The organism is Pseudogemmatithrix spongiicola, assembly GCF_030623445.1.
In the GTDB taxonomy this organism is placed as follows: domain Bacteria; phylum Gemmatimonadota; class Gemmatimonadetes; order Gemmatimonadales; family Gemmatimonadaceae; genus Pseudogemmatithrix; species Pseudogemmatithrix spongiicola.
In genome coordinates, this window is the sequence record NZ_CP130613.1 from 2,256,341 (window position 1) to 2,279,092 (window position 22,752).

The following is a 22,752-nucleotide window of genomic DNA, read 5'->3' on the forward strand; positions in this document are numbered from 1 at the left end:
GTCCTGCCCACTGGCTCATCGCGCATCCGGCGTTTCCGGTGCGCACCAGGGTCCAACACAGACGGCCTAACGCTTCACGGCCATCCGCTTCATCATCTTCTGCATCTCGCGGAACTGCTCGAGCAGACGATTCACTTCGCTCACCGGTCGTCCCGAGCCCTTCGCGACGCGCGCCCGACGCGAGCCATTCAACAGCTCCGGCTTCTTGCGCTCCTGCGCTGTCATCGAGAGCACGATGGCCTCGAGGTGCTTCATGCGCTTCGGGTCGACCTTGCTGGCCTGCGCCAGCACCTTGGAATTTACACCCGGCAGCATCTTCAGGATGTTCTGCATGCTGCCGAGCTTCTCCATCTGCTTCATGGCGGAGAGGAAGTCCTGGAGGTCCATGCCCTCCTTCTTGATCTTCTTCTCCATCCGCTTGGCTTCGTCGGCGTCGAAGGCGCCTTGCGCCTTCTCGACGAGCGTGAGCACGTCACCCTGCTGGAGGATGCGGCCCGCCATGCGGTCGGGGTGGAACTCTTCCAGGGCGTCCGGCTTCTCGCCGACGCCGATGTACTTGATGGGCTTCTTGGTGACGCCGTAGATCGACAGCGCCGCACCACCGCGGGCATCGCCGTCCATCTTCGTGAGGATCACTCCGGTGACGCCGATCGCGTCGTTGAAGCCCTGCGCGATGCGCACGGCGTCCTGACCGGTCATGCCGTCGGCCACGAGCAGGATCTCATCCGGCTGCACCGCCTCCTTCACGCGGCGCAGCTCCTGCATCATCTCGTCGTCGATCTGTGTGCGGCCCGCGGTGTCGATGATGACCACGCGGTCGCGCTCCTTCTTGCCCTGCTCGATACCAGCCTTGGCGATCTTCACCACGTCCTGCGTGCCGCGGTCCGCATAGACCGGCACCTGCAGGTCGCGGCCCAGCGTCTCGAGCTGGTCGATCGCCGCGGGGCGATACACGTCCGCCGCTACGAGGCGCGTCGCCTTGCCCTCGGCCTTCAGCTTGCGGGCGAGCTTCGCCGACGTCGTCGTCTTACCCGAGCCCTGCAAGCCGACCATGAGCACCACCGTCGGCGGCACCGACGAGAGCTTGAGGCCTTCCTTGCGCTCGCCGAGCATCAGCGTGAGTTCGTCGTAGACGATCTTCACCAGCTGCTGCGCGGGCGACACGCTCTTGAGCTGCGTGACGCCGACGGCGCGCTTCTCGACGCGCGCCAGGAACTCCCCCGTCAACTGGAATGACACGTCGGCTTCAAGCAGGACCCGGCGCACTTCGCGCAGGCCGTCCTTGATGTCGGCGTCGGTCAGGACACCACGGCCGCGCAGACGCGCGAACGTGGCTTCCAGTTTCTCGGAGAGTTCAGTGAACATACAGCCTTGAAACATAACGGCTTAGGACCGTTTTTCCAAGGCCGCCCTAGCGGAAGGCTATGCCCTCGAAGCTGTTCGTCACCAGGCGCACCTCGTCGAGGTCGAGCGGGGCGATGGTCACGATTGGACCGGCGCCCATGTCGTAGGGCAGCACGAACAGCACCAACCGATGCGCGCCGTCGCTGGAATTGAACGGCATCTCGACCACAAAGTCCGCCGGCTGGCCCGGTCCGAAGGCGAGCCACGCGGGGTTGCAGTTGGTCGGCTGGGCCGGAGCGTCGGCCCAGCCCTCCGCATACCGGCGCTGGACGCGGACGGCACAGGCGCTCGCGTACCGAGTCCCGTCTTGCGATCTGGTGACGCGCACCCGCACCTGGCCCATCGGAGCGACCAGCGCATCCCGCACCGTGGCCACGCCGATCGGCGAGACCGGCTCCGTTCCGGGACGGCACGCCGCAACGCCGATCAGCACGCCGATGATTCCCACGGCCAGCCGCCGGCCACCGACGACGCGCACGCTCAGCGCACCACGAAGGACGTGCTCGCCGGCCGATGCGCGACGTCGGGCGTCTGCGGGGCACGCATGGTGAAGACGAATCGATACGTCCCCTGCGCGAGACCGGCAGGAACGTCCACGTCTTCCGTGCGCTCGCCATTCGGTTGCAGGATGTACGCCATGCTGTTGCAGAGGCGCATCTCCTGAATCGGCGTGCTCCAACTCTCGCCTTCGAGGCGCTGCACGCTGCGTTCGCAGGGGTTGAACCAGAACTCCGAGGCAACGGTGTTCGTGAAGCGCACCGCGACGACGGCACCGGGCGCCGCGGACTCGGCCTGCACCGTGGCCACGATCGGGCCTTGCTCCTCGATGCGCTGCAGCGGCTCAGATGGGCCAGGCTCGGCGGCGCAGGCGGCAAGCGCTGCAGCGGCGAAGACCGCGAAGGCGCGACGACGGACAGCGGACAACGGCATAAGTCGTACCTCATGAAGGAATCGGTTGACGCGCGGAGGCGAGGTATCCCCGCGAATGTGATGCCCCTTCTACCCGCTGCCGTCGGGGACGCGTCAATCGGTTCGTCCCGAGGGACGAAGCGTTCCCGACGCGCCGAGGGGATGCGCGATTCCGAGCAAGCGGCCTACATTTGACGCGTGACCGACCGCGCACGCGTCCCTGCTCCGCCCGTCGCCGGGCTTACCCTGCCGGCTGACCTCCCGCTGCTCGCGCTGCGCTCGACCATCGTCTTCCCGCACGGGCGCATCGCGGTGCAGGTCTCGTCCGCGGAGAACCTCGCCCTGCTCCTCGCGCATCCCGCGGAAGGCGAACCGGTCATCTGCGTGCTGGATGCCGAGGACGGCGAGCGCGGGCTCGCCGCCCTCGAGGGGCGCATCGGCGTGCTGGCTCGCCTCACGGACCGCCGCCCGATTTCGGCGGGCGTCGCGCAGGTCACGCTGGAGGGACTCGCGCGCGTCGAGCTCGGCGCCTGCGTGCGCGACGAAGTCGCGGGATATCCGACGGCCCGCGCCACGGCGCGCCCCGAGCCGGACGCTCCGCGGGACGCGGCGCGCGCGCTGATGCAGCGCATCGCCATCGCCTCGGACACCCGCGCCGAGCTCGACCCCTCCTTCCCCGCGGAGCTGCCGGCCCTGCTGCGGCGCGAAGCCGATGCGCCGTCGCGCTTCGCCGACCTTGCCGCGGCGCGCGGCGGCCTGCGCGCGGCCGAGAAGGATGCGGTGCTGCAGCGCGTCGACGCCATCGAGCGCCTCGAGTTCCTCGCCGAGCGCTGGGAGCGCGAAGTCGCGCGCGCCAAGGTGCACGAGGAGATGCGGCAGGAAACCGAGCGCCGCGTGGATCGCCACCACCGCGAGTTCTTCCTCCGCCAGCAGCTGCAGGCCATCCGCAGCGAACTTGGCGAAGGCGACGGCGGCGAGGGCGAGATCGCCGAGTTGCTGCGGCGCGTGGCCGAAGCGCGGCTGCCGGCAAACGTCGAGGCAGAGGCGAAGCGCGAGATCGAGCGCCTTCGCGCCCTGTCGAGCGCCTCGAGCGAGCATCAGGTGCTGCGCAACTACCTCGAATGGGTGCTCACGCTCCCCTGGCATGCGCGCTCGGGTGATGATCGCGTCGCCCTCGAGAACGTCGAGGGTGCGCTCGACGGCCGGCACTACGGCCTGCACGAAGCCAAGGAGCGCATCCTCGAGTATCTCGCGGTCCGCCAGCTGCGCGGAGACAGCGGGCGCGACCCGCACGGGCCCATCCTCTGCTTCGTCGGCCCGCCGGGCACCGGCAAGACCTCGCTCGGCGAGGCGATCGCGGCGAGCATCGGGCGCGCGTTCTACCGTATCTCGGTGGGCGGCGTGCGCGACGAGGCGGAGATCCGCGGACATCGGCGGACCTACGTCGGCTCGCTGCCCGGCTTGTTCCTGCAGGCGCTGCGCCGCGTGCAGGTGAAAGATCCGGTACTGATGATCGACGAGATCGACAAGATGACGGCCGGCGGGCCCAGCGGCGATCCGACCGCGGCGATGCTCGAGGTGCTCGATCCCTCGCAGAACTCGACGTTCACGGACCACTACCTGAACCTGCCCTTCGACCTCTCGTCGGTGCTGTTCATCTGCACGGCGAACAACCTCTTCGACATCCCGCACGTGCTGCGCGACCGTCTCGAGGTGATTCGCATCGCCGGCTACACCGTCGAGGAAAAGGTCGAGATCGCCTGGCGCTACCTGCTGCCGCGCCTGCTCGAAGAGCACGGCATCACGGAGTACGACCTGCAGTTCACGGACGAAGCGCTGTCGACGATCGCCAACCGCTACGCGCGTGAGGCCGGCCTCCGCGCCTTCGAGCGGCACCTCGCCGCGCTGATGCGCAAGCGCGCCAAGCGGAAGGCCGAGGGCGAGCAGGGTGCGTGGATCGTCGACCAGGAGCGCATCGAGGACGTGCTCGGGCCGCCCCGCTATGCGCCGGAGGAAGCGGAGCAGGAGCCGGAGGTCGGCACGGTCACCGGTCTCGCGTGGACGGCGAACGGCGGCGAGCTGATGACCATCGAAGCCCTGATGATGCCGGGCACCGGCAAGCTCACCGTCACGGGCCAGCTCGGCGACGTCATGCGCGAATCCGTGGACGCCGCGTGCAGTTACGTGCGCTCGCGCGGGCACGCGCTGCGCGTGGGCGATCCCGAGCTGCGCAGCTCCGACCTGCACGTGCACTTCCCGGCGGGCTCAGTGCCGAAGGACGGACCCAGTGCCGGCGTGGCCGTCACGCTGGCGATTGCGAGCGTGATGAGCCGACGCCCCGTACGCCGCGACGTGGCGGTCACGGGCGAGGTGACGCTGCGCGGCCGCGTGCTGGAGATCGGCGGCGTGAAGGAAAAAGTGCTCGCCGCGTACCGGGCCGGCCTGCGCACGGTCGTGCTGCCCAAGGCCAACGAGAAGGACCTGCGCGACATCCCGTCCGAAGTGCGCAGCGCGCTGACGTTCAAGTGCGTCGCGACGATGGACGAGGTGCTCGAGGCCATGCTGCTGCCGCCGCGTCCCAACGGCTTCGCCGAGGACCTGCCGCTGTTCGAGGAGACGGCGCGCGGGCCGGCGGATCGTCCGCGTCCTGACGACGAAGCACCGGCCCGCTGACCTCAGCGCCCTAGCAGCAGTCGCAGGACCCGCAGCAGGTTCCGCCTTCGCAACATCCGGTCGTATCGGCCTTCACTGAGTGCTTCCGCATACATCCTCCAGGAAGTGAGGCGGCGGGAGAGTCCGCCGCTACTTCTGTCGACGCTCGATGCGATGGAAGGACGCAGGCGGCGCGCAGCCCTCGTCGGCGCCGAGGCCGCGGACGACGCCGCGGGCGTCGCGATGCAGCCCGCAACAGTGCTGCACCTCGCGGAGCACACGCTCGCGGGCCCGCTGCACGCGGGATTTCATGCCCGAGAGGGAAATGCCCTCGCGGCGCGCCGCCTCGTCCTGGGTGAGGCCCTGCAGGGCCGTCAGCTCGAGCGCGCGCCGCGAGGGCGCGTCGAGCGCCGCGATGAACGGGAGCACGCAGGCCGAGATCTCACGGCGCCCTTCGGCAGGGTCCTCCTCGGCCGTGGGCAACTGATCCGGATCCGTCTCGGAGCTGCGGGCACGCCGACGTTGCTCGGCGCGCCAGGCATCGGTGAGCGCGCTCCGCGCCACACGGAAGATCCACGCCTCGACGTCCGCCACGTCCTCAAGCGTCGCCCGATGCCGCGCGAGGCGCAGGAAGACCTCCTGCGCCACGTCCTCGGCGTCCACACCCGGCGGGACGCGGCGGCGCAGAAACGCACGCAGCGGCTCGACGAAGGCGAGCCAACGCGCATCGTCGTCCAGTGGGGAATCCGGCGGAGGTGTCGGGTGTGTCATCGGGCTCTCCCCAATATGACGCCGCATCCCGCGGAAGGACGCAGCGCCGTTAGCTTTTGCGGATGCCCCGCCCCTGGGTCGTCCGCAACTCGCCGCGTCACGGCAAAGGCGTCTACGCCACGGCCGTCATCAAGGCCGGCACCAAGATCATCGAGTACACCGGCGAGCTGATCAGCGAAGCCGAAGGGGAGCGCCGCTACCCGACCGCCCCTGACGGCCACGAGGAGCCCGAGCACACCTACCTCCTCACGCTCGACGAGCACCGGGTGATCGACGCCAATGTCGGCGGGAACGCGGCGCGGTTCATCAATCACTCGTGTGAACCGAATTGCGAGCCGATCGCGTATGGCGACCATATGTGGATCGTCGCCGTGCGGGACATCAAGCCGGGCGAGGAACTCGCCTACGACTACGCCATCGAGCTCGACGAGCCGCACACGCCGTCGCGCAAGAAGCGCTTTCCCTGTCGCTGCGGCGCCCGGCGCTGCCGCGGCTCCATCCTGAAGCCCAAGTACCAGCCGCTGCATCCCTTGGTGCGCGCGGCCATCCGGCGCTACGGACCCGAGGCCGAGGCGCGGCGCGCGGCGGGAGCGCGGCGATGAGCCCGTTGCTGCGCGAGTTCCTGCTCAACGTCGCCATCGGCACCATCGCCGGCGGCGTCACGAATGCGGTCGCGGTGTGGATGCTCTTCCACCCCTACGAGCGGAAGTTCGGCCTGCAGGGCGCGATCCCCAAGAACAAGGCGCGGCTCGCCAAGAGCATCGGACGCACGGTCGGCGAGAAGCTGCTCACGCCGAAGGACCTGCTCGACGAGCTGCATCGGGCCGGCTTCCGCGACACGCTCGACGCCAAGCTCACCGCGCTCATCAAGCATCTGCTCGACGTCGAGCGGGGCTCCCTGCGTGAGATCCTCCCGCCGAGCGTGATCGGCGAGGTCGAACGCGCGCTGGCCGGACTCGGCCCCGCGGTCGGCGACAGGGTCGCCACATGGACCGCGACGCCGGCCTTCGAAGTGAAGGTCCGCGAAGCCCTCGCGCGCCTGCGCAAGGAGCTCGGGGATCGACCGGTGAGCGAGGTGCTCACGGAAGCGCGCCGTCAGGAGCTCGCGGCGCAGGCTGCGACTCTGGCCGCCGAGTTGCTCGACGAGAGCCGTCGCGCCGAGCAGCGCTCGGCGGCGGCGCGCATCGGCGATGCCGTCCTGCGCCTTGCCGGCGAGGAACGCACGAAGGCCTTCATCGAGAAGGCCGTGCACGACGCGCTGGGCCGCGCGGGCTCGCGCACCTGGAGCGATGTGCTCGATGCCATCGGCGAGGACGTGGTCGTGCAATGGATGCTCGAGGCGGGCCGCAGCCCGCGGGCGCACGACCTCGCCGCCGAGGGCGCCGGCACGGCCGCGCTCGCCCTGCTCGACCGCCCCATCGGCCGGCCCTCGCGCTTCCTCGCCGACGACGCGCCCGCACGCCTCGGCGCGCTCGCCGGCCCGGCCGTGTGGGAGCTGATGGAACGCGAGATGCCGAAACTCGTCGAGCAGCTCGACATCCCCGCCATCGTCGAGCGCAAGGTCTTGGGCTTCAGCACGGCGCGCATCGAGGAGATCATCCGCGGCGTCACGCAGCGCGAGCTGAACTTGATCGTGAACCTCGGCTACCTGCTCGGTGCCGTGATCGGTACCCTGACCTTCCTCGGCGGGCGGCTGCTGCGCGGCTGACGCCGCGCCCGCGGTCAGGGCTGCTCGAGCCGCACCGCCGCCCGGTTGAGCACGCCGGGGCGCGTGCCAGCGGGCAGGTCTTCCCAGATCACCACCGCGCGGCCGCCGATCTCCGTCTGCTCGAGATGCAGGCTGCGGCCACGCACGGTCCAGCTGCGCGCACTGCCCTCGCCGCCGGCCCCACGCCGCGTCGCGAAGCGCCGCTCAACCATACGCTCCATGCGGTCGCGGAACTCCGACGCCTCAACGGCGTCATCCCACACGGTGAGCCAGACGATGCCGTTGCCCGCACCGACCTGCACGAGCTGATAGCGGTCGCCATCCCAGCCGGCGGCTGCGGCGGCCGCACCGCCGATGTCCTTGATGTGCTCGTAGAGGAACAGCCGCGTCTCGAACTCGCCAAGATTGTCTTCGTGCACGACCTCGGCGCCTCGCGGCGCGCCGAGCGTCACGCGCGTCGGCAGGTCGGGCACGGAGTCGAGGTACTTGTTCGCGTGCAGGATCTGCTCGGTCGAGGCCGGCGCCGGCGCGTACGGGACCGCGCCTGGGCGCGCGCGCTTGAACTGCCGCACGAACTCCGCGCCCGCGATGTACGGGAAGAGCAGCGTCTCCTGCAGCAGCGTCGGCGCCGACGCGAACTTCGGCATCGAGGCTTGGGCCGAGCGGATCTGCTCGCGGACGTTGTCCCAGCCGCCGGGCAACGCGAGGCCCATGTCGGAGCCGCCGAGCATGATGGACATCTGCTCGTACACGGCCTGCCCCTCGATCATGGCCTGCATCGCGACCTGGCGGTCGTTGTCACCCTTGAGCGACCGCGTGGAGTCGATCGGGAAGTGCATGTGCTGCAACGCATGCACCAGCTCGTGGCTGACGGTCACGCTCGTGATTTCCGGCGACCCATCCTTCACCACATAGAGCACCCGCGTAGCGGGATCGTAGTAGCCGGCCACCTGCTCCGTGAGCAGGTCGAGCAGGAAGGCGCGCAGGTCCATCGTATCGGGGATCATCCCGAGGCGCTTGTACGCCGCCTCGGTGCCGGCGAGCTCCAAGGGCGTCAGCTGCTCAGCGAATTGGCGCTCGAGGAACTCGCGGACCTCGTCGCGATCGCGTTCCTCCAGCTTCGGCGGCGACGTGAACGTGAGACCCGTCGCCTTCTCGAGCTGCGGGATCGCCCGACGGACTTCGTTGCGGTAGGGGCCGTCGTACTCGACCGATGGGCGCTCCGCGCAGGCGGCGGCGACGAGGGCGAGGAAGGTCCACAGGACGCGCGAGTGCATGGGCAAGTCAGAGTCCGGAATACGAGAGGTACGCCGCCACGAGGGCATCGCCCCAGAGCAGCGCCACGAGACCAGCCGGTGCCAGGAATACCCCGAAGGGCACGAGCGGGGGCTCGAACTCCGCGCCCGCGCGCTTGGCCCGCACGGCGCCGATGGGCAGCACCACGGCAAGGAACACCACGGCGCCGATGGCCGCCGCCAGGAACACCGTCAGCAGGCTGCGGCCAGGCCCCACCATCGCGCCGATCATTGCCATGAGCGTGATGTCACCTTGGCCCATCGCCTCCTTCTTGAACGCGATCTCACCGAGCCACGCGACGACCGCGATCAGGCCAGCGCCGGTGAACGCGCCGATCACGGCGTCCCACGGAGCGGCAAAGGGCCCCTGCTCCCCGACGAACATCGCGACGATGGGGAACGCCAATCCCAGCAGGAAACCCGTCAGCGTGAAGCCGTCGGGAATCACGTAGTGCTGCAGGTCCGTCATCACCACACCCAGCAGGATCGTCGCGGCAAGCGCGAGTCGCAGCGCGGTGAGCGAGGGGCCGTAGTGCCAGACGCTCAGCACCCAGATGAGGCCGACCGTCAGCTCGACCAATGGATACTGCGCACTGATCGGTAGCGCGCAGCCGCGGCACTTGGCGCGCAGCAGGAGCCACGACACGATCGGGATGTTGTCGTACCACGCGATGGCGTGGCCGCAGCGCGGGCAGCGCGACCGAGGGCTGACGACGCTTTGCTCCGCCGGCCAGCGGGCGATGCAGACGTTCAGGAAGGAGCCCAGCGAGGCGCCGAGAAAGAAGACCACCGCCCACACGGCGAGGAGGAGGGGATCCACGGGTCAGGCGTCGGGTCGGAGCACGTGAAGGAGAATGCCCGCGGCGACGGCGACGTTCAAGCTCTCCGCGTCGTCGGCCATGGGAATGGCGACCATCGCCGTGCAGGCGGTTCGGACCTCGGGGCTCAGTCCGTTGCCCTCATTGCCGACCGCGATGGCGAGCCGCGGCGGTACCGCCTGCCGTCCGAGCATCACGCCATCCGCTGCGGCGCCCCAGAGCGCCATGCCCTGTGCGTCGAGGAACGCGCGCAGCTCCTCGATGGTAGCAAGCACAGGAGGATGCCGGAATTGATGACCAACCGCCGACCGCACGACCTTCGCATTCCACGGGTCCACCGTACCGGGCAACACGACGGCTGCGGTGGCGCCGAGCGCGGCCGCGCTGCGCAGCAGCGTCCCGACGTTGCCGGGATCCTGGATGCCATCGAGCACGAGCAGACGCGCGGCCGGCGCAAGCATCAGGTCGGCCAAGGCGCGGTCGGGCTGCTCGGCGATGGCCAACACGCCCTGCGGTTGCTCGGTGTCCGCCGCGGACTCGAACTCCGCGTCGCTCACGCGAAGGTGCTCCACGCCGGCGGCGTTGAGCCGCGACAGCAAGTCGGCGCCGCGGGGCGTGCGATCAAGGACGTCGCTGGTCAGGACGCCGCGCAGGCGAAGCGGCGAGTCCAGCAACGCCTCGACCGTCCGCAGCCCTTCGGCCACGAAGAGTCCCTGCCGTTCGCGCGCCTTGCGGCGCTTCAGGTCCCTCGCTAGGGTCAACAATCGCATGCGTACGCTTATCGCTCTCAGCCTTGTGGCCGCGCTCTCCGGGTGCGCCATCTCGACCCAGCAGGAAGTCGAGATGGGGGCCGGGTACGCCGCCGAGTTGAATCGCCAGCTGCCGCTCGTGCAGGACGCGGAGCTCAATCGCTATATGAACGTACTCGGCGACTCGATTGCCCGCATCGCCGACACTCGGAATCTCGACTGGTCGTTCTACATCGTCGACAGCCCCGACGTGAACGCCTTCGCCGTGCCCGGTGGCTTCATCTATATGAATCGCGGGCTGATCGAGCGCGCCACCAACCTCGCGCAGGTGGCGGGGGTCCTCGGGCACGAGATCGGCCACGTCACGCAGCGGCACTCGGTGGAGCAGATGCAGAAGGCCCAGCGGACGAACGTGGGCGTGGTCGGACTGTGCATCTTCCTGCCCAACCTCTGCGCCAGCCAAGCCGGGTCGGCCGCAATCCAACTCGGTGCCGGTGCCGCGATGGCGAGCTTCTCGCGCGCCGACGAGGACGAGGCGGACGCGGTGGCCATCGACTACATGGTGCGGGCCGGCATCGACCCGAACGGCGTGCCGGAGATGTTCCAGATCCTGCTCGAGGAGCGCCAGCGGAAGCCGGAAGGCCTCGACACCTGGTTCCGCTCGCACCCCCTCGAGGAAGACCGCGTGGCCGCTGGCAAGCGCCGCGTCGCGCAGTATCCGCCTGATCAGCTGATCGGACTCACCCGCGACACGCCGTCCTTCCAGAACTTCCAGAAGCGGCTCAAGGCGTTGCCGCCGTCTCCGGCCGCGCCGCGGCAGTAGGTCCTTTTCACCACGAAGGCACGAAGACACGAAGTCTTCTGTCAGTTACGAAGGGCCCGCAGCCTGCTCGTTGGAGCGGTGCGGGCCCTCTTGTTTGACGCGGTTCCTTCGTGTCTTCGTGCCTTCGTGGTAAGTGCAGTGCCTTACAACTTCGCGACGAAGCGTTCGACGAGTCCGCAGAAGGCATCCCCGGCCTTGCGGCCCTCTTCCATGACTTCGGCGTGGTTGAGCGGTGCGTCGCTGATGCCCGCCGCGGGATTCGTGATGCAGCTGACGCCCGCGACCTCCATGCCGATCGCGCGCGCGACGATCGTCTCCGGCACCGTGCTCATGCCCACGGCATCGGCTCCGAGCGTCGCGAGCATGCGCACCTCGGCCGGCGTCTCATAGGTGGGCCCGAGCAGCCCGGCGTAGACGCCGCGCGCGAGCGAGAGCCCGCCCTCCACCGCCGCAGCCTCTAGCAAGCGCTGCAACCGCGGCGCGTAGGGTGCGCTCATGTCGGGGAAGCGGATGTCGCCCGGCTCCAACGCACCGACGAGCGGATTGCGGAACTGCAGGTTGAGATGGTCGCTGATCATCATCAGCGTGCCCGGCGGAAACGCCCGGTTGATGCCGCCGGCGGCGTTCGAGACGAAGAGCACCTTGGCGCCCAGGGCATGCACGACGCGCACCGGGAACGCGGCCACCTGCGCGCTGTGGCCCTCATACATATGAAAGCGCCCGGCCAGCAGCAGCACCTCGCGACCGCCGAGCATGCCGCGGATCAGTTCGCCGCGGTGGCCTTCGACGCCGGGCGCGTGGAAGCCCGGGATCTCCGCATAGGGCACGCGCGTCGCACCCTGCGCGCGGTCGGCGAGTCCGCCAAGACCGGAGCCGAGGACGATCGCCGCCACCGGCGATTGCACGCCGAGTCGCGCGCGGATGGCCTCGGCCGCCTGCTGCGCGGCCTGCGTACCGTGCGAATGCTCGCCAGACACCGACGCGCCGCTCATGCCGCGCTCCGCGTCAGCGTGGCGAGCTCGGCGTCGACGCGCGCGAGCAAGGCGCTGCGTTCCGTCTCCGGCAAGAACGCGTTCTCGAAGCCGGCGCGAGCCAACTGGCACAGCTCCTCGAAGCTGAAGCCTTGGTGCTTGGCCGCGAGGCCGTACTCGGTCACGAGATCCGTGCCACTCATGAGGCGATTGTCCGTGTTGAGCGAGACCTTGAGTCCCGCGTCGAAGTAGCGGCGCAGCGGATGCTCGTCGAGATGCTCGACGGCACGCGTCTGCACGTTGCTGGTGAGGCAGCATTCGATGGCGACCCCGGCCCGCTTGGCCTCGGCCATCAGCGCCGGGTCCTCGATGAGGCGCGTGCCGTGTCCGATGCGATGCGCGTGGCAGTGGTGGATGGCGGCCGCCACGGACGATGCGCCCGCGCCCTCACCGGCGTGGCAGGTGCAGGGCAAGCCGTGCTCGAACGCATAGTCGAACGCCGCCTTGTGCAGCTCCGCGGGGTTCCCCGCCTCGCCGCCGGCCAAGTCGAAGCCGACGACGCCGCGGCCCTTGAAGTCCACGGCGAGCCGCGCGAGCTCGAGCGACACGCTGGGATCCATGTTCCGGATGCCGCAGACGATCACGCGGGCGACGATGCCATGCTCGCGTTCGGCGCGGGCGAGGCCGCGCAGCGGCGCTTCCACCGCTTGGGCGAGCGAGAGGCCGCCCGCGATGTTGAGCACCGGCGCATACCGCGCCTCGAGGTAGCGCACGCCTTCCTTGGCGCAGTCCTCGGCCAGCTCGTAGGCGATGCGCTCCATCGCCTCCTCGGTCTGCATCACGCTCAGCGTGTGGCCGAAGCGCGCGAGGTAGTCCTCGAGGTTGCGCGCGTCGTCGACGCGCATGTACTCGCGCAGCGCCTCCGCGTCGTCCTCGGGCATGGTGACGCCGTGGTCGCGCGCCAGCTCCAGCATCGTCGCCGGCCGCAGGGAGCCGTCGAGGTGGCAGTGGAGCTCGGCCTTCGGGAGCCGCCGCAGCAGCTCGCTGGTCACGACCGTCACGCGTCGATGCCTTCGCGCGCGGCGCGGGCGCTGACGATGCGCATCACGTAGCCGCCGCTGAGCGGCGTGTCGGGGGCGACGCCGATGCCGCGGCTGTCCACCACGCCGCGCGTCCCGGCCCGCACCTCGTCGGCGAGCGCCGCATCGGCGGCGGCGACGGCATCGAGGACCGTGCTGCCGCCCGGTACACGCACCGTCTTGCCGTTCACGAACACCGTCAGCTCGCTCATGGCAGGCTCCGGATGCGCGGCGCCGACAGCGCCTCGGTCATGGTCAGGCGACCATCCGGCACGCGGCGCAGGTGGGCGATGAGGGCATCCAAGTCGATCACGCCTAGCTCCTCGGGGGCAGACCCCCCGGACAATCCAACCCCGTCGCCACCGCTGGCGATGAAGTCGGACATGATCACGCGATAGGTGCGGCGATCGGCCAGCGGCCGACCGTCCGCCATGATGATGCGCCGCACCCGTGCACCGACAGGCGCGTTCGGCGCATAGTCGATCGTCACACCACTCACGTGCACGTTGATGCGGCTGCCGTCGACCAGCGATTCGATGTAGCGCCGCAGGGCATCCCCGCGCACGGTGATCGCCACGAGGCGGTTCGCGAACGGTGCGATCTCGTGCAGGTCGCCGTAGGTCACCGCGCCCGCGCGCAGCTCGGCGCGGATGCCGCCGTTGTTCATGACGCTCATGTCGCCCTGCCCCGCCGCGCGCTGCGCATCGGCGATCAGGTTGCCGAGCGCGTACTGCTCGCCCTGGCGCGGGAAGCGCGCCTCGCTGGTGACGATGGTGTCCTGCACGATGTGCCGCACGGCCGCGACGGCCTGCGCCACCAGCGGCTCCACCACCGGATCCGGCGTGATGCGGTCGCTGACCACGTCGCGCAGCTCGGGTCGCCGCGGCGGCATGCCCGCCGCGAGTTCGAGATCCATCACGCCCAGCGCCCCGGTGCTCGAACGGGCCTGCACGATCGGGATGCCGTTCACCACGGTGCCCACGGCCGAATGCGTGTGGCCCGAGACGATCGCGTCGACGGTGCCGGGCTCGAGCTCGCGCGCGAGCTCGAAGATCTCGCCGCGGCAATCATCGGGATTGTCCACGTTGCAGAAGCCGCCGAGGTGCGCGACGACGATCACCCGTTGCGCCCCCCGCGCGCGCAGCGCGGCGGCCGAGCGGCGGATCACGGGCGCGGGCGGCGTGAACCGGAGATCCGCGACATGCCGCGGCATCGTCGTGCGCGGCGTGGCCGGATCGGCGATGCCCACGATGCCGACCTTGCCGATCGGCGTCTCGAGCACGGTGTCGTTCGGGATCCACTCGACGTCGCGGCCATCCGCATACGTCACGTTGGCGCCGAGCACCGGGGCGGTCAGCTGCCGCATGCGCACGCGCAGCGTGTCCTGCCCGTAGTCGAACTCGTGGTTGCCCAGCGCGTGCGCGGCGAAGCCGATGGCGTTGAGCACGGGCACGACCAGCGCGCCCTTCGTCAGGTCCGAGGGCGGCGTGCCGGTAAACAGGTCACCGCCGCTCAGCACCAGCGTCGCGCACACCGGCGCGCACTCGGCCTGCGCCGCGCGCACCATCGTCGCGATCTGCGCGAAGCCGCCGCGGTTGCCGAGGCTGCCCACCGGACGCGGCCGGAACGCGCCGTGCATGTCGTTCATGGCGAGGATGCGCAGCGAGGCCCGCGGCGGGAGCAGCTCCCAGTTCCGGACGAACACATCCTGCGGCTCCAGCGTCCCGCGGCGGCGGATGTCCTCGATGATCAGCTCACGGATCTCGCGGCTGCCTTCGTACACGACCGGCGCGCCGCGCAGCATATCGTAGCCTCCGCCCCCCGAGGCGCGGTAGCTGTTCAGCGCGACGGTAAAGCTGTCGGTGTCGGCGACGGGGCGGCCGTTGCGCTCGAGCTTGGTGATGCGCCGCCCCACCGGGCGCGACAGGTCCACCGTGTAGTCGAGGCCCTGCAGCACGTCGTAGTTGTAGCCGGGAATGCTGGGGTCGTTGCGCACGGTGAACGCGCCGTTCGCGGCCCGCTCCACCACCCAGTACCGGTTGGTGTGCTCGAGGTGCGCGCGGATCTGCGCGCCCGACAGCTTGAGCGCGCGCAGCGTGTTCTCGTATGGGTACAGCGCGACCAAGCGCTCGACCGTGATGTTCCCCGCCTCGAAGCGCGCCTCAGTGGTGAACACCGACGCGAAGCTCAGTTCGGCACCGGACTCGCGCAGCTGCACCGCCTGGATCAGGTCGATCATCGGCCGGTCCACCATGCGCGAGGAATCCGTGACCCAGGCGACGCTGGTGCGGCCGATGACGGCCGTCGAATAGCGCACGGCCGCCTGATGGCCGCGCTCGACGGCGCGCACGACGGCGCGCTGCTCCGGCCATCCCGCAGCCTGGACGGTCTCCCCGCGCTTGGACACCAGCGTCCAGCGGCCGGCGCGGCGCTCCAGCTCCAACGTGACGACGGCGACGCTGGTGGCCCAGTTGCGCGGTTGCACCAACAGCACGCCGTTGATGGTTGAGTCGGTCATCTCGCGGTGCGAGTGGCCGATGACGATGGCGTCGATGCCCCGCACCTCGCGCGCCACGCGGGCCATGGGGTTCTCGGCCGGCAGGCCCGTCGCGATCGTATCGTAGGAGGTCAGCTCATCGAGCCCGGCATGCGCCACGACAATCACCACGTCCGCGCCGTCGGCGCGCGCCGAGTCCACTTGGGCCGGCAGTGCCGCCACGATGTCGTCGACGACGAGGCGGTTCCGCAGGTTGTCGCGATCCCAGACCATCGACCCCGGCGTTGTGGCCCCGATGATCGCGACCTTCACGCCGGCGCGGGTCACCATGGTACGGCCGGGGTACTGATGGCCGCCGTCGAGCCGGCGCGTGTTGGCGGCGAGGAACGGGAAGCGCGCCTGCGCCACGGCGCGGTCGAACACGCCGAGGCCGTAGTTGAACTCGTGGTTGCCGACGGCAGCCGCGTCGTAGCGCATGAGGTTCATGGCCGCGACCACGGGATGCGGCGCCAGCGAGTCGAGGCGCCCCGCCACGAACGTCATGGCATTGCCCTGCAGCAGGTCGCCGGCGTCCACGAGGACGACGCGGTTCCGCGCGGCACGGCGCAGGGAATCCACGATGCTGGCGGCCCGGGCCAGCCCGCGGCTCGAGTCGGCGCGGCCCGCCGCATAGTCCCAGCCGCGGAGACGCCCGTGCACGTCCGTGGTCGCCGCCACCTTGAGCGTCACCCGGTCTTGGGCGCGCAGCGGCACTGTCAGGGAAGCGCTGAGGACCAGGCCGAGGATGGCGCCGGCCGCCGCGCGGCGCACGTCGATGCGAGTGGCAAACATCCCTGAAAGCTAGCCAGACCGGGCGCGACGATGGAGGTCGGAGGGTGGCGTGCCCGGAGGAAAACGCGGAACTTTCGGGCAGACACCCTTCGATACAGGACCGTGACAGCCTCCTCGCTTCTTGCCGCGACCAGCTCCCGGCAGATTTCCCTCGTGCTCCAACCTCGTCTCGGATTCGCGTGCGCCCGCTGATCATCGGCGTCGCCGGCGGCTCCGGATCGGGCAAGACCACCGTGGCCCGACGCGTCGCGGAGGCCCTCGACGGCGCGAAGGTCGCGTTCCTCGACATGGACGCGTACTACCGCGACCACCACGCCCTCACCCACGACGAGCTGCGCCTGCTCAACTGGGATCACCCGGATGCCTTTGACCTTGACCTGCTCGCCGCGCACCTCGGCCGACTGGCCGATGGGCATGGCATCGAGAAGCCGGTCTACGACTTTGTCCGCCACCGACGCGCGCCGGAGTCGCAGCGCATCGAACCGGCCGACGTGATCGTCATCGACGGCATCCTCCTGCTCGTCGAGGAGCGCATCCGCGCACGCCTCGACATCAAGGTCTTCGTGGACACCGACGCCGACATCCGGCTCATCCGCCGCATCCGCCGCGACATGGCGCGGCGCGGCCGGCCGCTCGAAGAGATCCTCGATCAGTACCTGACGACCGTGCAGCCGATGCATCTCCAGTTCGTCGAGCCCAGCAAGCGCTACGCCGATCTCATCATCCCGCGGGGTGGGGAGAACGCGGTCGCCATCGACCTGCTGCTCGCGGCCATCAACCGCCGTCTCGCCGGGGCGCGCGCGTGACCGCACCGGCCGCCGGCGGAGAGCGCATCCTCGTCGTCGACGACGAACCGGACATCGTTGCGCTCGTCGTCTACCACTTGGCGAAGGCGGGCTATCGCGTCTCCTCGGCGGCCACCGGGACCGATGCCCTGCAGCTGGCCAAGCGTGACCGGCCCTCGCTGGTCGTGCTCGACCTCATGCTCCCGAGCATGAGCGGCTTCGACGTCCTCGCGAAGCTCCGCGAGGACAGCAATACCGCGAACGTCGCCGTGCTCATGCTCACGGCCCGCAAGGAAGAGCCGGATCGCATCCGCGGGCTGGAGCTCGGTGCCGACGACTACATCACGAAGCCGTTCTCGCCGCAGGAACTCGTGCTCCGGGTAGGCGCGATTCTCCGTCGCGTCTCCAGCACCGGCGCGCCCACCGATGTGCTGCAGATCGGCCCGATCCGCGTGGACCGCTCGGCCCACCGCGTGCTCGTGAACGAGCACGAGATCGAGCTCACGCCCACGGAATACAAGCTGCTGCTCACGCTGGCCGAGCGGCGGGGCCGCGTGCAGTCCCGCGCGCACCTGCTCGAGACGGTGTGGGACGCCGCGCCCGACATCCAGACGCGCACCGTGGACATGCACATCCAGCGCCTGCGCACCAAGCTGCACCCGGCGGGCGACCTGATCGAGACCGTGCGCGGCTTCGGCTACCGGCTCAAGGGCGGCAAGGACGCGTGAGGCTCACGCAACGGCTGCTCCTCGGCGCGTTCATCGTCGTCGGGGTCCTCGCGGTCGTCATGGTCACGATCGTCGACCGCCAGCTCACCAACCGACTGCGCGACGACGCGACGACCTTCCTCGAGCGTGAGGCGGAACTCGTCGGCGTGCTGTGGCAGCGCGACGCCCAGGCCCCGGACTCGCTGGCCAATGCCATCGGCGCCGCGCTCGGTCGGCGCGTCACGCTCGTGGCGCCCGACGGCGTAGTCATCGGCGATTCGGAGTTCGATGGCGATGCGCTGCGTGGCCTCCAGAACCACGCCACGCGACCCGAGGTTGCCGAGGCCGTGGCGAGCGGCCTGGGTTCATCGCGGCGCCCGTCGCCCTCGACGGGCGACCAGGAGCTCTACGTCGCGGTGCGCGTGCCCGCGATGGGCGTCGCCCGCGTCTCGCTGCCGACCGCCAGCATCGACGCGGTCACCCGCGACGCGCGCTCGGACATCCTCGGGGCGGCGCTGTTCGCCCTGCTCGCCGCCCTCGGGATCGCGTTCCTGTTCTCGCGGTCGGTCTCGCGGCCGGTGGAAGAGCTGCGCGACGTTGCGGCCGCGCTCGCCGACGGCGATCTCGCGCGGCGGCCGACGCTTAAGGCCCCGGGGGAAGTCGGCGAGCTCGCCGACGCGCTCAAGGAGCTCGCGGAGCAGCTGTCCGCCCGCTTGCGCGCGCTCGAGGCGGACGAAACGCTGCTCGTCCAGCTGACCGAGTCGCTCAACGAGGGCGTGATCGCCGTGGACGCGACACGCATGGTCGTGCGCATCAACGAGACGGCCCGGCGCCTCCTCGGCTCGCGCGCACCCCTGCCCTTCCCCGTCGAAGACTTGCCACGCGACCTCGCGCTGCGCGAGGCGCTGCAGGGCGCGTTCGACGGCACGGTCACGGAGGGCGTTGAGGTCGTCATCACCGGCCGCACACTCAACATCACCGCGCGCCCGCTCAGCGGCGGCGGCGCCGTACTCGCCCTCTTCGACCTCACGCGCGTGCGCCGGCTCGAGGCGGTGCGCCGCGATTTCGTGGCCAACGTGTCGCACGAGCTGCGCACACCGCTCACGATCGTCGGGGGCTTCGCCGAGACCCTGGTCGAGGAAGACGTCCCGGCCGAGACGCGTCGAGGCTTCGCCGAGCGCATCCTCGGCAACACGCGCCGCATGCAGCGCATCGTGGACGACCTGCTCGACCTGTCGCGCATCGAGTCCGGCGGCTGGGTGCCGAATCCGCAGGCGATCGACCTCGCGTCGGTCGCGACCGACGTGTTCGCCGCGGCACGGGACGCCGCGGACCGCAAGGGATTGGCGCTCGACGCGGAGTTCCCCGCCGACGCCGCGTCCGTGTATGCCGACAGCACCGCGTTGCGTCAGGTGCTCGGCAACCTCGTGGACAACGCGGTGCGGCATACCGCCAGCGGGCGCGTGACGCTCTTCTCGCGGCGGCACGAGCGCGGCGTGATCGTCGGCGTGCGCGACACCGGCGTGGGGATCCCGAAGGAGCACCTGCCGCGCATCTTCGAGCGCTTCTACCGCGTGGACCCGGGGCGGGCCCGGGAGGAAGGCGGTACCGGCCTCGGGCTCGCCATCGTGAAGCACTTGGTCGAGGCGCACGGCGGCCGCGTGAAGGCCGAATCCGAGGTCGGCGTGGGTTCGTCGATCACGGCCTTCTTCCCAGACTGAGCCGCCGTTTTCCACACGGCCCGGCGGCCCGTTACACAACCGTTGCGTTGCTGTCGTCTGCCCGGTACCGGCTCCGGGGAGCTTTGAGGCGTCCCTCGTACCTCGTACAGAGACACCCAAACTTCCGACTATTCACGAGACGCCAATGCGCCGTGTACTGCTTGCTGTCCTTGCTGCACTCACCCTGCCGGTCGCCGGACTCTCGGCGCAGGCCGCTCCGGCGGCCCCGGCACCGACCACGGGCCGCATCGTCGGCCGCGTGCTGGACGCCTCGAGTGGCGCCGGCCTCGCGGCAGTCGGCATCCAGGTGGTCGGCACGTCGATCGGCACCCAGTCCGGAGTCGACGGCCGCTTCACCATCGTCGGCGTTCCCGCCGGCACGGTCACGCTGAGCGTGCGCCGCATCGGCTACGCGCCCAAGACCATCACCGGCCTGTTCCTCGAGGCGGGCAAGACGGTCGAGCAGGACGTGACGCTCGCCGAAGCCTCGCTCCAGATCGCCGCCCAGGTCGTGACGGCCTCGGCCGAGCGCGGCTCGGTGAACGAGGCGCTCGACGCGCAGAAGAACTCCGTGAACGTGGTCAGCTCGGTGACGGCCGAGCAGATCGCCAAGAGCCCGGACGGTGATGCGGCGCAGGCCGTGGGCCGCGTGTCCGGCGTGAGCGTGCAGGACGGCAAGTACGTGTTCGTGCGCGGCCTCGGCGACCGCTACACGCAGACCTCGCTGAACGGCGCGCGCATCCCGAGCCCGGAGCCCGAGAAGAAGCAGGTGCCGCTCGACCTGTTCCCGACGGGTCTGCTGCAGACCATCACCACGATCAAGACCTTCACGCCGGACCAGCCGGGCGACTTCTCCGGCGCGACGGTGGACATCCAGACGCGCGAGTTCCCGGCGCGCCGCACCTGGGCGCTGAGCAGCAGCACGGGCGGCAGCGACGCCGTGGTCGGCCGCTTCCTGCCGATGCAGGGCCGCGTGGGCGGTGACCTGTTCGCCGCGGGCGCCGCGAACCGCGCGCTGCCCGGTTTCATCCAGGGCTTCGGCAACTTCGCCAGCAGCTTCCCGACGCAGGGCGACTTCAACCGCATGGTGGGCGACTTCCGCAACTCGTGGTCGCCGCGTGGTGGCGAGGGCGGCCTGAACGGCTCGACCTCCATCTCGGTGGGCGGCAACGATCCGGTCTTCGGCAAGAACGTCGGCTACCTGGTCAGCGGCACCTACTCGTACGGCCAGGAAGCGAAGCTCGACCAGGTGCGCGCGCTGGCGCTGGCCCAGACGGGCGCGACGCCCTCGGCGGTGGACCGCTTCGAAGGCCTGACGGGCCGCTCGACGGTGCTCTGGGGCGGCCTCGCGAACTTCAGCACGCTGCTCGGCCAGCGCACGCGGATCGCGCTGAACAACACCTACAACCGCACGATGGACTCCGAGGGCCGGCAGGAGCGCGGCTTCTCCGAGAACCTCGGCATCCCGCTGGTCATCACGCGCCAGAAGTACGTGGAGCGCGCCGTGTACTCCTCGCAGCTCCTGCTGCAGAGCGACGTGACGGCCAACCAGAAGCTCGAGTTGGCGCTCACCACCACGGGCGTGCGCCGTGACGAGCCGGACCGCAGCGAATTCGTGCAGGGCGTGTTCACGGATGCCGGGACGGGCATGCCGACCACGCAGTGGCTGTCGTCGTCGAACGAGGGCGCCGTGCGCACGTTCAGCGACCTCGGCGAGAACGCCTACGAGGCGCGCGGCCACTACCGGATCCAGTTCGGCGAAGTGGGTCGCCAGCTCGCCCTCAAGGTGGGCGGCCTCGGCCGCTACGCCCGCCGCGACGCCAACAGCACCGCCTACAGCATCAACGCCTCGGGCCTCTCGGCGGCGGAGCGTCAGCTGCGTCCGGAGCTGCTGTTCGACGGCCGCTACACGGGTGCCTCGGATGCGGTGTGGCGCGTGAACGCCATCGGCGTCGGCGGTGCCTACACGGCGAATGACTACCTCGGCGCCGGCTTCGCGATGGTCGAGAAGGACTTCGGCCCGCGCTGGCAGCTCATCACCGGTGCGCGCGTCGAGTACTCTGACGTGCTCGTCAAGGCGGACCCGACCATCGGCGCCCGCACCAGCACCAACCCGACGTTCCTCGACGTGCTGCCGGCGCTGGCCGTCACGTTCCGTCCGTCGGAGCGCACCAACCTGCGCATGTCGGCGTCGCAGACGGTGTCGCGTCCGGAGTACCGTGAGCTCGCGCCCATCCAGTACCGCGAAGTCATCGGCTTCGACAACGTGATCGGCAACCCGAACCTGCAGCGCGCGTTGATCCAGAACTACGACCTGCGCTGGGAGTTCTATCCGGGTGCTGGCGAGGTCGTGAGCCTCGCGGTGTTCGCCAAGCGCTTCACGGATCCGATCGAGCGCGTGTACATCGGCTCCAGCGGCACGCGCATCATCACCTTCGTGAACGCCGAGGGCGCCGACAACTACGGCCTCGAGCTCGAGGGGCGCAAGAACCTCGACTTCATCGCCGCGGCGCTGGCCAACTTCTCGGTGAGCGCCAACGCCACCGTGATGAACTCGGAGATCCGCATCAACCGCAACAGCGGCTCGGTGACCAACGCCAACCGCGCGATGGTGGGCCAGGCGCCGTACATGTTCAACACCGGCCTGACCTGGTCGTCGCCGATGGGCACGACCAGCGCCTCGCTGCTCTACAATGTCGTGGGCGAGCGCATCACCGAAGCCGGTGAGATCCCGCTGCCCGACGTGAAGGAGTTGGCGCGCCACATCGTGGACTTCTCGCTGCGCCTGCCCTTGGGTGAGCGCGTGACGGCCCGCATGGACGCGCGCAACCTGCTCGACGCGCCCTACCGCATCATGCAGGGCCCGGTGACGCGCGAGTCGTATCGCGTCGGCCGCAACTTCTCGATCGGCCTGAGCTGGCGCCCGTAAGCGCGAGTGAAGACCCCGACGGCACCGTGACGGGGCCGTGACGAAAACCCCGCCGTGCAGAGACACGGCGGGGTTTTCGTTGGGTATCACCCTCACCGTGGAT

General features: G+C 69.9%; 19 protein-coding genes. 8 read left to right on the forward strand and 11 right to left on the reverse strand.

Annotation, left to right across the window (positions count from 1 at the left end; genetic code table 11):
• Window positions 1–66 precede the first annotated feature (66 nt).
• From ffh to Strain318_RS10360, 3 genes are read right to left on the reverse strand one after another with little or no spacing between them, the layout of a single operon-like run.
• Window positions 67–1,365 (reverse strand): signal recognition particle protein, encoded by a 1,299-nt coding sequence (gene ffh / locus Strain318_RS10350; protein WP_367885625.1) that lies wholly within the window; start codon window positions 1,363–1,365, stop codon window positions 67–69.
• A gap of 46 nt (window positions 1,366–1,411) precedes the next feature.
• Window positions 1,412–1,882 (reverse strand): hypothetical protein, encoded by a 471-nt coding sequence (locus Strain318_RS10355; protein ID WP_367885626.1) that lies wholly within the window; start codon window positions 1,880–1,882, stop codon window positions 1,412–1,414.
• A gap of 2 nt (window positions 1,883–1,884) precedes the next feature.
• Window positions 1,885–2,334: a hypothetical protein gene (locus Strain318_RS10360; RefSeq protein WP_367885627.1), complete on the reverse strand. Its 450-nt coding sequence runs from the start codon at window positions 2,332–2,334 to the stop codon at window positions 1,885–1,887.
• Between the two features lie 177 nt (window positions 2,335–2,511).
• On the opposite strand from Strain318_RS10360, the gene lon reads away from it, so the two are divergent.
• Window positions 2,512–4,986 (forward strand): endopeptidase La, encoded by a 2,475-nt coding sequence (lon, locus tag Strain318_RS10365; protein ID WP_367885628.1) that lies wholly within the window; start codon window positions 2,512–2,514, stop codon window positions 4,984–4,986.
• 129 nt (window positions 4,987–5,115) lie between these two features.
• Here lon and Strain318_RS10370 read toward each other — a convergent pair whose 3' ends face one another.
• Window positions 5,116–5,736 carry a sigma-70 family RNA polymerase sigma factor gene (locus tag Strain318_RS10370; RefSeq protein WP_367885629.1) on the reverse strand — a complete coding sequence of 207 codons (621 nt, stop codon included), beginning with the start codon at window positions 5,734–5,736 and terminating at the stop codon, window positions 5,116–5,118.
• Between the two features lie 62 nt (window positions 5,737–5,798).
• Between Strain318_RS10370 and Strain318_RS10375 the strand changes: the two genes are divergently transcribed.
• Window positions 5,799–6,338: an SET domain-containing protein gene (locus Strain318_RS10375; RefSeq protein WP_367885630.1), complete on the forward strand. Its 540-nt coding sequence runs from the start codon at window positions 5,799–5,801 to the stop codon at window positions 6,336–6,338.
• Window positions 6,335–7,444 (forward strand): DUF445 domain-containing protein, encoded by a 1,110-nt coding sequence (locus Strain318_RS10380; protein ID WP_367885631.1) that lies wholly within the window; start codon window positions 6,335–6,337, stop codon window positions 7,442–7,444. The genes Strain318_RS10375 and Strain318_RS10380 overlap by 4 nt, the downstream gene beginning before the upstream one ends.
• 14 nt (window positions 7,445–7,458) lie before the next feature.
• On the opposite strand, the gene Strain318_RS10385 is transcribed toward Strain318_RS10380, so the two are convergent.
• The 3 genes from Strain318_RS10385 to Strain318_RS10395 are packed head-to-tail and all read right to left on the reverse strand — an operon-like array spanning window position 7,459 to window position 10,327.
• The gene (locus Strain318_RS10385) at window positions 7,459–8,721 is read right to left on the reverse strand and encodes a hypothetical protein (RefSeq protein ID WP_367885632.1); all 1,263 of its coding nucleotides are present in this window, start codon (window positions 8,719–8,721) and stop codon (window positions 7,459–7,461) included.
• 7 nt (window positions 8,722–8,728) lie between these two features.
• Window positions 8,729–9,559 carry a prepilin peptidase gene (locus tag Strain318_RS10390; RefSeq protein ID WP_367885633.1) on the reverse strand — a complete coding sequence of 277 codons (831 nt, stop codon included), beginning with the start codon at window positions 9,557–9,559 and terminating at the stop codon, window positions 8,729–8,731.
• Between the two features lie 3 nt (window positions 9,560–9,562).
• Window positions 9,563–10,327, reverse strand: a complete 765-nt coding sequence (locus Strain318_RS10395; protein WP_367885634.1) for a TrmH family RNA methyltransferase — start codon at window positions 10,325–10,327, stop codon at window positions 9,563–9,565.
• Here Strain318_RS10395 and Strain318_RS10400 point away from each other — a divergent pair.
• Window positions 10,326–11,129, forward strand: a complete 804-nt coding sequence (locus Strain318_RS10400; protein WP_367885635.1) for a M48 family metallopeptidase — start codon at window positions 10,326–10,328, stop codon at window positions 11,127–11,129. The two genes, Strain318_RS10395 and Strain318_RS10400, sit on opposite strands and share 2 nt — an antisense overlap.
• A gap of 143 nt (window positions 11,130–11,272) precedes the next feature.
• Here Strain318_RS10400 and Strain318_RS10405 read toward each other — a convergent pair whose 3' ends face one another.
• The 4 genes from Strain318_RS10405 to Strain318_RS10420 are packed head-to-tail and all read right to left on the reverse strand — an operon-like array spanning window position 11,273 to window position 16,507.
• On the reverse strand, window positions 11,273–12,121 hold the full coding sequence (locus tag Strain318_RS10405) for a purine-nucleoside phosphorylase (RefSeq protein ID WP_367885636.1): 849 nt from the start codon (window positions 12,119–12,121) through the stop codon (window positions 11,273–11,275).
• Complete coding sequence (gene add / locus Strain318_RS10410) at window positions 12,118–13,161, reverse strand: adenosine deaminase (RefSeq protein WP_367885637.1); 1,044 nt, start codon at window positions 13,159–13,161, stop codon at window positions 12,118–12,120. Before add ends, Strain318_RS10405 begins: the two co-directional genes overlap by 4 nt.
• Window positions 13,158–13,391 (reverse strand): thiamine biosynthesis protein ThiS, encoded by a 234-nt coding sequence (locus tag Strain318_RS10415; RefSeq protein ID WP_367885638.1) that lies wholly within the window; start codon window positions 13,389–13,391, stop codon window positions 13,158–13,160. Before Strain318_RS10415 ends, add begins: the two co-directional genes overlap by 4 nt.
• Entirely contained in the window at window positions 13,388–16,507 is a 3,120-nt protein-coding gene (locus tag Strain318_RS10420; protein ID WP_367885639.1) for a 5'-nucleotidase C-terminal domain-containing protein, read from the reverse strand. Before Strain318_RS10420 ends, Strain318_RS10415 begins: the two co-directional genes overlap by 4 nt.
• A 179-nt stretch (window positions 16,508–16,686) precedes the next feature.
• Between Strain318_RS10420 and udk the strand changes: the two genes are divergently transcribed.
• The 4 genes from udk to Strain318_RS10440 all read left to right on the forward strand — a co-directional run bounded on the left by udk (window position 16,687) and on the right by Strain318_RS10440 (window position 22,649).
• Complete coding sequence (gene udk, locus Strain318_RS10425) at window positions 16,687–17,313, forward strand: uridine kinase (RefSeq protein WP_367885640.1); 627 nt, start codon at window positions 16,687–16,689, stop codon at window positions 17,311–17,313.
• Complete coding sequence (locus tag Strain318_RS10430) at window positions 17,310–18,020, forward strand: response regulator (RefSeq protein WP_367885641.1); 711 nt, start codon at window positions 17,310–17,312, stop codon at window positions 18,018–18,020. Before udk ends, Strain318_RS10430 begins: the two co-directional genes overlap by 4 nt.
• Window positions 18,017–19,720 (forward strand): sensor histidine kinase, encoded by a 1,704-nt coding sequence (locus Strain318_RS10435; protein WP_367885642.1) that lies wholly within the window; start codon window positions 18,017–18,019, stop codon window positions 19,718–19,720. Before Strain318_RS10430 ends, Strain318_RS10435 begins: the two co-directional genes overlap by 4 nt.
• 145 nt (window positions 19,721–19,865) lie before the next feature.
• Window positions 19,866–22,649: a TonB-dependent receptor gene (locus tag Strain318_RS10440; RefSeq protein WP_367885643.1), complete on the forward strand. Its 2,784-nt coding sequence runs from the start codon at window positions 19,866–19,868 to the stop codon at window positions 22,647–22,649.
• Window positions 22,650–22,752: the final 103 nt, after the last annotated feature.

Excerpts from the sequence above, each read along its gene's own strand:
- Strain318_RS10395 (WP_367885634.1), bottom strand. The coding sequence starts at position 10,327 with ATGCGATTGTTGACCCTAGCGAGGGACCTGAAGCGCCGCAAGGCGCGC.
- Strain318_RS10415 (WP_367885638.1), bottom strand. The coding sequence starts at position 13,391 with ATGAGCGAGCTGACGGTGTTCGTGAACGGCAAGACGGTGCGTGTACCG.
- Strain318_RS10375 (WP_367885630.1), top strand. The coding sequence starts at position 5,799 with ATGCCCCGCCCCTGGGTCGTCCGCAACTCGCCGCGTCACGGCAAAGGC.
- Strain318_RS10420 (WP_367885639.1), bottom strand. The coding sequence starts at position 16,507 with ATGTTTGCCACTCGCATCGACGTGCGCCGCGCGGCGGCCGGCGCCATC.
- Strain318_RS10440 (WP_367885643.1), top strand. The coding sequence starts at position 19,866 with ATGCGCCGTGTACTGCTTGCTGTCCTTGCTGCACTCACCCTGCCGGTC.
- Strain318_RS10385 (WP_367885632.1), bottom strand. The coding sequence starts at position 8,721 with ATGCACTCGCGCGTCCTGTGGACCTTCCTCGCCCTCGTCGCCGCCGCC.
- Strain318_RS10360 (WP_367885627.1), bottom strand. The coding sequence starts at position 2,334 with ATGCCGTTGTCCGCTGTCCGTCGTCGCGCCTTCGCGGTCTTCGCCGCT.
- ffh (WP_367885625.1), bottom strand. The coding sequence starts at position 1,365 with ATGTTCACTGAACTCTCCGAGAAACTGGAAGCCACGTTCGCGCGTCTG.
- Strain318_RS10370 (WP_367885629.1), bottom strand. The coding sequence starts at position 5,736 with ATGACACACCCGACACCTCCGCCGGATTCCCCACTGGACGACGATGCG.
- Strain318_RS10400 (WP_367885635.1), top strand. The coding sequence starts at position 10,326 with ATGCGTACGCTTATCGCTCTCAGCCTTGTGGCCGCGCTCTCCGGGTGC.
- Strain318_RS10405 (WP_367885636.1), bottom strand. The coding sequence starts at position 12,121 with ATGAGCGGCGCGTCGGTGTCTGGCGAGCATTCGCACGGTACGCAGGCC.
- Strain318_RS10380 (WP_367885631.1), top strand. The coding sequence starts at position 6,335 with ATGAGCCCGTTGCTGCGCGAGTTCCTGCTCAACGTCGCCATCGGCACC.